The sequence below is a fragment of the Sulfolobus sp. A20 genome, assembly GCF_001719125.1.
Classification (GTDB): Archaea; Thermoproteota; Thermoprotei_A; order Sulfolobales; family Sulfolobaceae; genus Saccharolobus.
In genome coordinates, this window is the sequence record NZ_CP017006.1 from 1,549,926 (window position 1) to 1,563,338 (window position 13,413).

Here is a 13,413-nt window from a genome sequence, read left to right on the forward strand (position 1 = left end):
AGAATACTTAGGTTTTTTGTAAGTATGACGCAGTAAGTAATATGGGAGTTGATACTCTAATTATGGAGAGACAAGTTGGTTTCAACCCAGAATTTACTTATGGTCTACTAGCAACCATGAAGGAGAAATCCTCCATAGCATTAAAAAGTTCATCAAGTGCTTTTAGGTGGTATTTAACTCTTAATTAACGGATACAAGATACATGCTCTCGAAAAGATTTTATTTATATTAAAATAACAAAGAACTTAGGGATATAATTTATTGAATTAGACTCATAAAATCGATTTAATTTATTCAGTGACCTTTATGTGTGCTAACAATGAATTTATTATACTCAAGAACATAGATTAAATAATGAAGTATCAAATAATTATTGCAATAATAGCTGTTGTATTAATTGTAGTTGGCATATTATTTTTGGAAAGGAATCTTTTAATAACTCAGCAAGGAAATATATCAAAGGTTGTCTTTCCAACTCAAGATCAAATTACCCCTGCTCTGGGAAGTGGTTGGAATGTAACTGGTATTCTAGAAGAGAACTTTAGCAACGCAGTATATAGTCAATATCCTGGTGCTATAACGTTATACCAAGAATACATTCAGAATGGTAATCAAACCATAACTCTCACTGTATTACTCCTTAACTCTACTACTAATATCCAAGGAATTAAGGTAGGGAAGTACTTGATTACAGCAAATATCACTGGTAATTCAACGCCAATAAATCTTAAGAGTATAGAAAATTTGGAACTGAGCTCGCTGAGGAGTGGCAAAGGTTTATCTCCTACGCTTAACCCTCTGCTAATCCCAGTCAAGGAAAACATCACACTATTGGAGTTTGGAAATGCAACAACGAGAAATTATACGCTTTATTTTGAATCAATAGAATATAACAAAACTTTCACATATATTGATTTAGCTGTATCTTCAAATATTAGTAACCTATTTAATCAATTATTATCGTCTGCCGGTAAGAATGTAACCATTTCCACTTTTGACAATGCAAAGTATTTCAATATAAGCTTCACGAGCTTCTATGGTTCAGTTTATTATACTGTGGGAATTAAGGATAATTATTTAGTCTTCATACAATCCGAGACTCCTCAATCATTCACGTTCTTTACTTATATAATAAACGAGTTACCTTGAGAGATTTAAGCGAATGCAGTATGTTGTCTAATTTTTACGTTAAAATAGCTTTTAGATATTAAGATTTTTTGCTAACAGATGTTTAATATACATAAATTTTGTCCAACCAATCTAAATAATTTATGTTATTAACAATCTTAATGAATCCTCGTTTCATGAAAAAAGTACAACACTAACAAGTTATAAAGTACCAGAATCTGGAAAATAGATTAAAAAGTTTTAATGATCACCCAATTAATGAATATAAATGAGAAACACTTAAGACGATTGCATGAAAGAAGAGGTAAAAGTTTCAATAGCATCAAGTATAGGGATTGCTTTTGAATTTTATGATTTTTTAATATTTGGATTCGTAGCAAGTATATTAGCTCAACTATTCTTTCCATCATCTAATAAGATAGCATCACTCTTAGCTACTTTCGCTGCATTTGCTACAGGTTTTGCTGGCAGACCTCTAGGAGCTATAGTTTTTGGACATTTAGGTGATAAGATAGGCAGGAAATATACTCTGATCCTCACAATGAGTATAATGGGACTTTCATCTCTTTTCACCGGTCTATTACCAGGCTATGCTATTTTGGGCATTCTTGCCCCAACCCTATTAGTGTTGCTGAGGTTCCTTCAAGGGTTTTCACTAGGCGGGGAATTCGGAGGAGGGATAACCTTAACTGCTGAGTTCGCTAAACCATCAGAAAGAGCTACTTATGTAGGAATAGCTCAGATGGCCCAAGGTATAGGTCCGCTCATGGCTACTGGGCTTATATTTATATTCTCGTCATTAATGTCTCCACCATCATTTTCCTCAATAGGTTGGAGAATTCTATTTGTAATAGGAGCTTTCATAGCAATTATAGGTATCATTATTAGACTAAAGATTAACGAATCACCGGTATTCAAGAGAATACGAGATACTAATGAGGTATCTAAAATTCCGTTAGCTGAGGCTTTCAAAAAATATTGGAGAAGAATATTATTAGGATTAGGTTTTATAGTAGGTGGAACCACGCTCACTTATGCTACTAGTGTTTTTGCTACCTCATACTTAGAGGACATTATCGGAGTTCCAGCTAGATTAGTGTCATTAGCATTAGTGATAGGTTACGTCGTAGAAATCATTGCAATATATGTCTTTGCAAAAATTGCAGACAAGGTAGGGAGGAAACCCATGATGATTGCTACAGCCCTAGGATTGCTTATTTTCGTCTATCCTTACTTTTTCCTAATCTCTACTGGTCTATTCTCACTGATTGTATTAGCACAAGTGATCTATTCAATCATAGGCTCAATGGGCACGGGAGCGTATGCTGCTGCATTAGCAGAGATGTTTCCTACCAAAGTGAGATATACTGCACTATCTTTTGACTATCATGTAGGTGTCGCAATATTTGGAGGAACTACTCCATTTATAGCTACTTATCTAATTCTTGCCACTGGATATAAGCTGGCTCCAGTGTTTTGGGGAATTGCTGGAATGATAGTTACATTAATAGCTTATAGTTTATATAAGGAAACTAAAGGCATAGTTTTTGAAGGTCAAGAAAAGGTGAGCTAAATTGGATATAAGTATTAAGGGAGGGGAATTATTTACCGGAAAAGAACTATTAGGTAAGTTTAACATTTATATTAAAGATAAGAAAATTGTGGAAATTTCTAAAGAAGATAAACAAGCTGAAGTTGAAGTTAATGCCAAGGATATGTTTGTAATGCCAGGCTTAATAGATGCCCATATACACTTAAGTGGAGTCAAAGGAGGAAGTCTGCTGAAAACTATGTTTGAGAAACCTGAGTACAGAGTTTTGAGAGCTTCAAAGTGGTTAGAGAGATTACTACTAGCAGGTTTCACTACGGTTAGGGATTGTGGAGAGAGTATTTCAATAGCATTAAAAAGGGCTGTAAATGAGAAAATAATCAAAGGACCTAAGATCATTGCAGCTGGAAGACCAATTTCACAAACTTTTGGCCACGGTGAATTAAGCCATGACTTACCACTAGAGTTCTCCAAAGCCTTAAGCTTCTCTGAATTTTGTGACGGTGTAGAGTCGTGTATCCATGCTTCAAGAAAAGTGTTAAGGGAAGGAGCTGATTTCATAAAGATATTCGCTACTGGAGGTGTACTGTCACAGCGGGACAAACCAGAAAATCCTCAACTAAGTTATGAGGAAATTAAGGCAATAGTTAATGAGGCTGAGAAAGTAAATACGTATGTTGCTGCACATGCTCATGGTGATAAAGGGGCGAGAATAGCTATCGAAGCGGGTGTAAAAACTTTAGAACATGGTACTTTACTACGTGATGATACTCTAAAGTTAATGGTAGAAAAGAGAGTTAGCTTGACACCTACTTTAACTATTCAAGAATTAATATATAAATATGGTAAACAAATAGGCGTTGACGAGTGGGGACTAGAAAAGATAAATTCAGTCAGAGAAAGTGTAGCTGAAGTTGTTAGAAAGGCTAAAGAGTATGGAGTGTTAATCATTAATGGAACTGATCTAGGGTTTGAGACTGGTTTAGATGAAATTGACATGGGTAAGAATTGGATGGAAACTGTATTACTCGTAGAAAGAGGTAATTTATCTAACGTAGAGGCATTAAGGGCTTCAACGTATAATTCAGCAATTGCAATAGGAAATGACGCTGGGATTATAGATATTGGAAGACCAGCTGACATTATTGTAATTAACGGTAATCCTTCTGAAAATATTAGGGATATATCCAAGGTTGTTCACGTCATAAAAGATGGTAGTTTAGTAGTTGAAAATAAACGATTAACTGATTCTCTCTAAAACTAGACCATAATGGTAAGGTGTTGGATTGAACCTTTTTACGATCTTAAATCCCTTAAACCAATATAGGTATTCTTTCTCGCTCATCCTTATACTGACTGGGGGTCCGAAATTAGTATTTTCTTTTTTCCAATCAATTATTATAACTCTTCCATCATCCTTAAGTATTCTATTCACCTCGTTAATTATTTCCTCCTTGTTCTCCATATCGTGAAACGAATTAGCGAACAAGATGTAATCTACCGATTTATTTTCGATTGTTTTTGAGTCCGTAAGAGTAATGGCATTACTAATTTTCCTCTTAACTTCTTCTAAGGCTATAACGTTAACATCAATACAATAAAGCTTAGATGCGTACTGAACTAGATATTTGCAATAAAATCCATTACCACAGCCGTAGTCTACTATTACAACGCCCTTATTCGTAATGACACTAGGTAAGAACTCTTCTGGTCTCTCATATTTCCTTCTAAACTCTTCTGGGGGATAAAAATGGCCGTGCATTAAAAATTATAGACCATGAATAAATATAAAGATTAATGGTTTTAAGTTCTGTGTAAGTTTTATCAAAAAGATAAAAGGTTTAAAAATCTTGTACTCCCTATAGATGAAGTAAAATTCTTATCGCAATGTTTTAAATCAATGCATCACCTCAATAGTGTAGACAAGAATGTAAGTGTTATCTTTTCTCTTCCGTGATCTTCCTTCTCAATAAATATCTCTGTATTTTCCCACTTTCAGTCTTGGGTAATTTGTCGACGAAGTCCACTTTTTCTAGATGTACGTGCTTAGAGTATTTAGTAGAGACATACTTCATTATCTCATCTTTCAATTTTTCGTTTGGTTCATAACCTGGTTTCAATACCACGTACGCATGAAGAATATGACCTCTTACAGGATCTTCATCTGCAACTACTGCCGACTCAAGAACTGCTGGAAATTCTAATAGTACGCTCTCTACCTCAAACGGACCAACTCTATATCCAGAAATCTTAACTACGTCATCTTTTCTACCTACAAACCAGAAGTATCCATCGGAATCCTTGTATGCATTGTCCCCAGTTAGATACCAATCTCCCCTAAATGAGTCTTTAGTCTTCTCAGGGTTATTTATATAACCTAGAAAATGAAAACCTGGAGAAGTTCTCTTTACTGCGATAATGTCGTCTATCACGTCAACATCATAGCCTGGAGCAGGTAGACCCATACTACCGATCTTTACCTCAGCATCATATCCCCAACCGTTGTACACTACCATTCCTACTTCAGTCTGACCGTAATGATCTTTGATCATAACGTTATAGTTATCTTTAAACCACCTTATTACTTCTGGATTTAAAGGCTCTCCCGCAGAACTAGCTCTCTCTAAGACTAAATCATATTTCTTCTTCACAGTCCCAGCTATCATCCTATATGCTGTAGGAGCAAACGCGAAATTAGTTATCTTGTTCTCTTCCATAAACTCCATTGTCCTATCTGGCTGAAACGGTTCATCAAGGAAGATTACTGTCTTTCTAAAGAGCAAAGGACCAATAATCCCATAATATAGTCCATATGCCCAGCCCGGATCTGCTGGATTCCAAAAAACGTCTCTCTCCCTCAGCCCTATCCCGTACTTCATATAAACATATGTGTTAAGAAGTAGTCTCTTCGATATTAACGCTCCCTTAGGAAGACCAGTAGTTCCAGATGTGTAGAGGAGAATTATCGGATCGTCCCAAGAGGTCTTATTTGGCTCTTTTAATTCTCCGTAACTTAACATATCATCTAGTTTAGAGAAAGGAGTACATGATATTTTCTCCTTTTGATCATCTTGACAGAATATAACCTTAGGTTTAATATCATTAATTCGCATTTCTATGGCTTTAGGTCCGAATGCGGTAAATAGTGGCTGATATATAGCTCCTATACTTAACGTTGCTAATAGGACAATAATCTGCTCTATTTTCTTAGAAGCCAAAACTGATATAACGTCTCCTTTCTTTACTCCTTGAATTTCCTTTAAGTAAAGCCCTAACTTAAATGCCTTAATTTTTAGGTCATAAAAAGTTATTTTCTCTCTTCCATCTTTAGATATCCTTATTACTGCCTCTCCCTCATGAGAAGTTAAGGAAAATACTGGATTATCTTCCTTTACAAAATTTATAGCTTCTCTCAAATTAAATTTCTCCTTCACTTCGCTATAAGATGTCATATTATTTTATTGTATACGGAGAAATATAAAGATATAATGAAACATTTATCTGGCTATGTGTATGAAAATATTATAAATTTTCCATATGCTAGCTGTCTTTCATATTGGTGCTACGTGGTTATGAAAATATTAACCGAATCCAGCTTATTAAATCAGTCTATTTCTTATAAGCACGTTACAGTATTTTTTCCATTAATTTTTTATTTTAAAATTTATTGACTGAGAGAATTACCGATGAGCAACTATCTTATAAGGATATAACGTCTTCTAAAGACTGTTCATAATTATCTAGGAAATTTATTAATGTTCATGATATTCGTTTCTTTGAGAATGAATATTTAAAATACAAGTTAATAATTGAATCAAAAACGAGATACTTTGATTACGAAGTATCCCATGATAATTGCTATCACGTGTGCTGAAGTGCAGTAAATACAAATAGCATGTATTAGATCAATTTCAGTATAAATTAGATATCCTACGAAGATAATACCTACCACCCATGGGAAAATTGTTAATTCCCTCTTTATCATCCAAAGTGACATCATTAGTATAAACCAAGCTAATCCTAAAACAGAAACAGGTATGCCGAAAAATCTTGAGTATGGACTTGATGCTACAGTACTACAACTAACATAGGAGTTGACATTACAGTATCCAGTTAGATGAGTTTGAAACAATGTTTCATATGTTAAATAAGAAGAGATTAGTATACCTATTGTTGAAAGTAAAACGAAGACGAGGGTTAACGATCTTGATGACATTAATGAATCAAATACATCGTGATTTTTAAAGACTCGTATGAATCTTTTTGACAGTTACCCTGACTTCCTTCCCGCCAAAGAGGCTTTCCTCAACTTTGTAAGCTATAGTTAAATTACCCACCAATGATAACTACCATAAGTCTTTTCTAAACCCCTTTTATAATACCAAATAAACAATTTAGTTGGAATATGTCTTGATCGAGAAATGAGTACAAAATTGTAAAAGCGTAAAAATGACATAAGGAGTATAATAAATAGAAAATTATAATTGAATATAATTGAATATATGAGTAGGTTTAAAACTTATTATTATGAGGGCGTAAAATCAACCATTATGAGCTTCTTTTCAATAATATTTCAGATTAGAAGGACATAAATTCAATATATAAGTATGAGAATAGTCATGAAAACTTTTTATACTAAATTTTATCCTCTACAGAACGGCGTTAAATCATAGAAATATATGATAAAATGAAAAGTTACAGTTAAGATACACATTATACTGAATTATTTATTTTAGAACGCGATGACGAATAAAAAGTTTCTATTACATTTTTGTAGAATAACATTTAATATATCCTTACTTTATATCATTTTGACTTCTTCATTATAAGTAATTCTATATACCAAAGATTTTAAAATAAAGTTGGAATAAATTTATAATCTACTATTCCAATAAGATAATGATGGAAGAAGTTCTCAGTTCTAGTTTGTATACTCAACAAGTTAAGAAATTGTATAAGGTAGGGGAAATTTTAGGCTTAGATAATGAAACTTTAGATACCTTGTCTAAGCCAGAAAGAGTTATTCAAGTCAAAATACAAATAAGGGGATCTGATGGAAAAATAAAGACTTTTATGGGTTGGAGGAGCCAGCATAATTCTGCTTTAGGACCTTATAAGGGTGGAGTTAGATACCATCCTAACGTAACTGAGGACGAAGTAGTAGCACTATCAATGATAATGACCTGGAAGAACTCCCTCTTACTACTACCTTATGGAGGAGGAAAAGGAGGAATTAGGGTTGATCCTCAAAAATTAACTAAAGACGAAATAGAACAATTATCTAGAAAGTATATACAAGCTATATATAAATATTTAGGAAGTGACTTAGATATTCCTGCACCCGATGTTAATACTAATCCTCAAACAATGGCGTGGTTTCTAGACGAGTATATCAAAATTACTGGAAGAATTGACTTTGCCGTATTTACTGGAAAACCAGTCGAGTTAGGAGGGATTGGAGTTAGATTATACAGTACTGGGCTGGGAGTAGCTACTATAGCTAAGGAAGCTAGTAAGAAGTACATTGGAGGAATTGAAGGAGCTAGAGTAATTATACAAGGTTATGGAAATGTAGGATCCTTTGCTGCTAAGTTCCTACATGAAATGGGTGCAAAGATCATCGGAATTAGCGATTCAAAAGGAGGAGTTATTAATGAAAATGGGATAGATCCAGAGAAGGCGATGGAGATTAGAGATAAGACCGGAAGCGTAGTAAACTATCCTGAAGGTAAGAAAGTAACTAATGATGAACTACTGATCTCTAACTGTGACATATTAATACCCGCAGCTATAGAGAACGTTATAAATAAGTTTAATGCACCAAAGGTTAAAGCTAAAATCATAGTTGAAGGTGCTAATGGACCTTTAACCGCTGATGCCGACGATATAATGAAACAAAGAGGAATAGTTGTTATACCAGACATTTTAGCAAATGCGGGAGGAGTCGTAGGGAGTTATGTAGAGTGGGCTAACAATAAAATGGGTGAAATAATAAAGGACGAAGAGGCTAAGAAGCTAATCGTAGATAGAATGACTAATGCATTTAGCACACTTTATGAATATCATCAAAGAAAGATGGAAGACCACGACTTAAGAACAGCTGCTATGGCTCTAGCTGTTGATAGAGTTGTAAGCGCAATGAAAGCTAGGAGTTTATTGTAGTTCTTTAATTTTATATTAAACTTATTTGTTAGAGACTTTTTGTTTATAATATCACACTACAAATTATGTTTTTTAAAGCCAATTTTAGATGTAGATGGGAGGGGTTACTTGAGCCTCTTGACTGCCTCTTATGTGAGAATCGATGAGGGGAAACAATTAGATGCCCTAAGGTAACCTTAAGGGGTTGGAGGAAATCAACAAGGAGTATATGTGGATAAGAAGTTGTCTAATAATGCTAAGTATAGAGTAAGTATTTTAGGGATTTGGCGTCATGCTAATGCTAAGCCATTTTGAGGATATAATCTTACTAACTTCTATTTTGATGCCTAGAAAAAAGGTTTATGGGCATTTTATCATTCCCTTCTTTAAGGAAAAACCTATCATCATCTTGCAATGCAACTTGGAAATTTATAAAAAGATTTTCATTAAAAACTAATGTCCAGCAGTTCTAACACTTGTCTTAATAACGTAATTCCTAGTCGCTAGTGAAACTATTAAATTCAAGATCATTAACACCATTCCGGTAATGTATATCCAATGAAACGCTGTAAATGAAGGTACTGACGCTATTGGAATGAACTGATTATTAACAATATCAACAATCCACGCTGTATAAGTATCCATGAACACTGTTGCAATAACTGGACCAATAGAACTTCCGATAGTTCTTATTAATGTATTCATACCTATTCCTACTCCTCGTTGCTCCTCAGGGAGAGAGACAGCAACCATGTTGACCAGTGGTATCACTATCGAAATTACGCCTACTGATGCCACTACCGTATCCATTAGCACTTGATCGTCTGTGCTATTAAAAGTATTTAGAAGTATGAAGCCTATTACTCCTATTAAGGAGCCTAAAATTAGTAATGGCTTAGGACCAACATTATTAATTAACCTACCAACAATTGGTCCAACAACCATCATAGTCAATGCAACAGGAGCCATCAATAGACCAGCTCCAATAATCGATAAACCTAGTCCGTAAGGTGTTGGTAATTGAGCATAATAGGTAAGCCCTATGAACATTAGGAACATTGCTATACCCGAAATTAAACCAGCAACGTTAGCCACCATTATGTTTCTTATCCTAAATAAATCTAATTTCATTAGAGGCTCTATTGCTTTTCTTTCAACCCCTATGAAAGCTCCTAACGAAATTATAGAAATTATTAGCAAAACGATTTGGCTAAATGACAGCCAACCAGAATTAGGACCATCGGTCAAATAAACTAAAAATGATACTACACTTATCATTAGAAATGTAGCTCCCAAATAATCAATCCTTTCTTTGGTCTTTGAAGGTATATCTTCAACAAACTTCATGGAAAGGAATAATAGTATTAGTGAGAGTACGAAGGCTGAGTGAAAGGCGTAAGGCCATCCTAAATCTTCGACTATATACGAGCCTATGAGAAGTCCTAATGCCGGTCCTAATGCTAAAGTAGCACTTAGAATTCCTTGAGCCCAGGCTACCCTCTCCTTAGGGAAGAGATCAGTTATGATTGCTATAGCTATCGGAAAGACTGCAAATCCTAAACCTTGTATCGCCCTTGCAAATATTAACATATATATATTAGTTGAAAAGCCAGCTAGTAATACAGCTAAAGAGTAAAAGCCTATTGCCAATAAATATATTCTCTTCTTACCATATCTATCGCCCAACTTACCGAATATAGGAGATGCAACTGCACCTACAATAAGATAAGCGGACGTAATCCATGCAACTGTAGTAGCTGAAACTGAAAACTGATCCTCTATCTTAGGTAATGCTGGTATAACCATAGTTTCGACGTAGTTTACGACAATTAGCATAAGGGAAAGAGTGGCTAATGTCCTCATTGCACCCCTATAGCTCATAAATCTAAGTAGTAAGCTAATGGTAAATAAATTTTTCGATATATCTTTTTGAAAGAGATATATAATCAAAAGTTGAGTATGAAATCCTAAAATACGTTTCATTTAAACGAAAAGAGAAAAATTCTTATTTTAAAGATTTTTATTAATATTTATGTGGATAGTTATTTACTTGGGCCCTATCTTCTTTATCGTTGGTTTCATAATTTCAGATAAATTTCTTAACAAAGAAAGGCAAGCCTCGTCCTTTAGGGCAGGAAAAAATCAGCATTAAATTTGGATAGTTAACAAATAAAACATAACTATAAATATTAGATTTAGTTCCTATTAAAAGTCTGCTTAGCTATTAATTAACGATTTAGGTTATTCTTATATAGATTAGCTGATAGAGAATAGCTGGATAACTACTCGAATAGTTGATTATATAGAGTCAAGTTAAATTAATATATTAGTTAAGGTATATCATATATTGTGAAGAGATTAAGTGTAATGGACCTACCATCGTTCGTTGATGAAGATCTATTAACGGAAATGATTAAAGAAGAAATATCATCAGTATACTTGATAAATACAGACCTAATTTCCAACTACGAAAAATTCTTCGAAAACTTCCTACCAGACTCCATACAATACACATGCTTCGTCTCATCAGACATACCAATTACTACAATAAAGAACTCACTAATTAAGGCTAAAGAACCACTAAACGTAAAATGCTTCCTATCATCAAAATTACCTAAAGGAAGAATACTAATAATCTTAAACAGACCAAAGGACAACGAAAAAATCCCAATAACACAGACAAATCCCAGCTAACTTCTTTCTCATCCTACAATTCTTTCCTCAAATTGTAAAGATAGCCCAAATAGATTATTGAAACTCCCAATCCCCATAACGTTTTATTTAAATGAAGCTTAAAGTCCTATAATAGATGAAAGTCTTGCCCTTTAAGACGGGACGATAAAAAGTTTTTAAGGTAAATTCTATATGCAGATTAGAGGGTTCTATAAGCTTCTTGACTTCCCCTTAAATGAGAGTCGATGAGGGGAACACCCCTAAGGGGAGGGAGTACTAAAAAGTATTTTAGCATATAATATATAAGTTTAAATATGGAGGCTTTTGGGCTATTCGTATCTCATGGTTCACCTACTATATTAATTGAGGAAAACAACCGTTGGAAGGACTTGCTAAAGAAAATAGGGAAAGAGGTAAAGGAAAAATATAATCCTGAAACAATAATAGTGTCAAGTCCTCATTTCTATACTTGGTCTGGAATTCACTACGTTGAGGTTAGTGAAAAATTAGAATGTATACAAGATTATTATGGATTTCCTGACGAATTATATAAATATTGCTACGATGCTATGAACGATGTTGAATTAGCAAAAGAAATAGCTAAACAAAGTAATGGTATAATAAGGGAAGATGATAAATGGGGTCTAGATCATGGAGCATGGATACCACTATATTACATGTTCCCTGAAGATAAACCAAAGGTAGTTACAATATCCATAACCGATAGATCTCCAAAGGAGCATTATCAATTGGGTGAGATTATAAGGAAAGCTACGGAAAAAATGAATAGGAAGGCGGTATTTTTAGCTACGGGTTCACCAACACATAGGTTAGACCTATTCTACTTTAAAATTCCTCCTAAACCAACTAAATTTGACATGATATTAATTGACTTGATAAAAAACAATAAATTTGATGAAATATTAAACATTAAACAGCTATATCCTAAGGAGTACGTTGGCGCTATGCCAGAAGGCGATCTAAACACGTTATACATGCTCCTAGGTTATGTTCGTCCTAAGAGGGCAGAAGTGTTGGGCTATGATAACCCTTGGACTGGAGTAAGCATGTTAGCTTCAAGTTTTTACGGAGAGTCTAGCTAATGAATTTACTATTTAAGTACCCGGATTTACACAACTTTTACTTATAATGTCTTAAAAATTTTCCAAAAATGGGAAAAAGGAAGCCTCATCATTGGATGAGAAGTTAAATTCTCAGAGTACTCTATCTTGTTCTACAATAGGATGTTTAGTCAATCCCAATTTATCAATAATATATATTTAAGTCCAAAAGCCGACTTCCTCCACGCTATAAAGGGCTTTCCTTCCTTTGTAATAAGGTCAGATTTTTCATGTAGAAGGTGTAAAATTAGTTGCTTCTTTTTCCCTTATTTCTCCATACTAAGTAAATATAGGCAATTAATGAGACAATAACTGCTAAAAACAAAATCACAAACTTTAATCCAATAATACCTCGTGAGTTAGATGAATTACTTGTTGTTAGAGAAGGTATCGTTGGATAAGAAAATGATCTAAAATAAACGTTTATACTTACGTTAGCATAGTTTATACCATCACTTACCGAAAAAGTTAGATTATTGTACAATAAATAATAGGGAATTATAAGCCACGTAGAATTAATCATGTAATTTTGAAGATATTTAGGGAAGACCGTATCGTTGGACGAGTTTAATAGAAAATCGATTCCCGTTGAGGAATTTTGAATATTGACAATTACCTTTGAATTTTGGCTAACTTCTACCATTATAATTGAATTACCCAACATAAACGTCTTAGTAATTATGATTCCGAGGAGTATAATCATGATCATGAGGAGTCTCATAAAATAACACTATCCATTAAAATAAATTAAGAGATTTTTAAACTTCTACAAGCTTTTGACTACCTCCTACCATAAAGGGC

At 34.0% G+C, this 13,413-nt stretch carries 12 protein-coding genes; 7 read left to right on the plus strand and 5 right to left on the minus strand.

What is annotated here, in order from left to right; genetic code table 11:
• The first annotated feature begins 41 nt into the window (after window positions 1–41).
• The 4 genes from BFU36_RS13855 (at window position 42) to BFU36_RS08175 (ending at window position 3,935) form a co-directional block, all read left to right on the plus strand.
• Window positions 42–188 (plus strand): hypothetical protein, encoded by a 147-nt coding sequence (locus BFU36_RS13855; protein ID WP_156770067.1) that lies wholly within the window; start codon window positions 42–44, stop codon window positions 186–188.
• A 166-nt stretch (window positions 189–354) separates the two neighbouring features.
• The gene (locus tag BFU36_RS08165) at window positions 355–1,149 is read left to right on the plus strand and encodes a hypothetical protein (protein ID WP_069283302.1); all 795 of its coding nucleotides are present in this window, start codon (window positions 355–357) and stop codon (window positions 1,147–1,149) included.
• A 271-nt stretch (window positions 1,150–1,420) separates the two neighbouring features.
• Window positions 1,421–2,701 (plus strand): MFS transporter, encoded by a 1,281-nt coding sequence (locus tag BFU36_RS08170; protein ID WP_069283303.1) that lies wholly within the window; start codon window positions 1,421–1,423, stop codon window positions 2,699–2,701.
• A gap of 1 nt (window position 2,702) precedes the next feature.
• Window positions 2,703–3,935, plus strand: coding sequence for an amidohydrolase family protein (locus tag BFU36_RS08175; protein WP_069283304.1), 1,233 nt, complete (start codon window positions 2,703–2,705; stop codon window positions 3,933–3,935).
• Here BFU36_RS08175 and BFU36_RS08180 read toward each other — a convergent pair.
• From BFU36_RS08180 to BFU36_RS08190, 3 genes are all read right to left on the minus strand, one after another.
• Window positions 3,918–4,439: a class I SAM-dependent methyltransferase gene (locus BFU36_RS08180; protein ID WP_069283306.1), complete on the minus strand. Its 522-nt coding sequence runs from the start codon at window positions 4,437–4,439 to the stop codon at window positions 3,918–3,920. The two genes, BFU36_RS08175 and BFU36_RS08180, sit on opposite strands and share 18 nt — an antisense overlap.
• Window positions 4,440–4,614: 175 nt before the next feature.
• Window positions 4,615–6,129 (minus strand): acyl-CoA synthetase, encoded by a 1,515-nt coding sequence (locus BFU36_RS08185; RefSeq protein WP_069283308.1) that lies wholly within the window; start codon window positions 6,127–6,129, stop codon window positions 4,615–4,617.
• Between the two features lie 362 nt (window positions 6,130–6,491).
• Window positions 6,492–6,893 (minus strand): vitamin K epoxide reductase family protein, encoded by a 402-nt coding sequence (locus BFU36_RS08190; RefSeq protein WP_069283310.1) that lies wholly within the window; start codon window positions 6,891–6,893, stop codon window positions 6,492–6,494.
• Window positions 6,894–7,579: 686 nt separating this feature from the next.
• Between BFU36_RS08190 and BFU36_RS08195 the strand changes: the two genes are divergently transcribed.
• A complete protein-coding gene (locus BFU36_RS08195; protein ID WP_069283312.1) occupies window positions 7,580–8,839 on the plus strand; it encodes a Glu/Leu/Phe/Val dehydrogenase in 1,260 nt (419 codons plus the stop codon).
• A 432-nt stretch (window positions 8,840–9,271) separates the two neighbouring features.
• On the opposite strand, the gene BFU36_RS08200 is transcribed toward BFU36_RS08195, so the two are convergent.
• Complete coding sequence (locus BFU36_RS08200) at window positions 9,272–10,699, minus strand: MFS transporter (RefSeq protein WP_069283314.1); 1,428 nt, start codon at window positions 10,697–10,699, stop codon at window positions 9,272–9,274.
• Between the two features lie 468 nt (window positions 10,700–11,167).
• Between BFU36_RS08200 and BFU36_RS08205 the strand changes: the two genes are divergently transcribed.
• Together BFU36_RS08205 and BFU36_RS08210 are read left to right on the plus strand one after the other, a co-directional pair.
• Window positions 11,168–11,512 (plus strand): DUF4898 domain-containing protein, encoded by a 345-nt coding sequence (locus tag BFU36_RS08205; RefSeq protein WP_231961097.1) that lies wholly within the window; start codon window positions 11,168–11,170, stop codon window positions 11,510–11,512.
• A 293-nt stretch (window positions 11,513–11,805) separates the two neighbouring features.
• On the plus strand, window positions 11,806–12,594 hold the full coding sequence (locus BFU36_RS08210; RefSeq protein WP_069283320.1) for a class III extradiol ring-cleavage dioxygenase: 789 nt from the start codon (window positions 11,806–11,808) through the stop codon (window positions 12,592–12,594).
• Window positions 12,595–12,859: 265 nt separating this feature from the next.
• Here BFU36_RS08210 and BFU36_RS08215 read toward each other — a convergent pair whose 3' ends face one another.
• Window positions 12,860–13,333: a hypothetical protein gene (locus tag BFU36_RS08215; RefSeq protein WP_069283322.1), complete on the minus strand. Its 474-nt coding sequence runs from the start codon at window positions 13,331–13,333 to the stop codon at window positions 12,860–12,862.
• Window positions 13,334–13,413 lie beyond the last annotated feature (80 nt).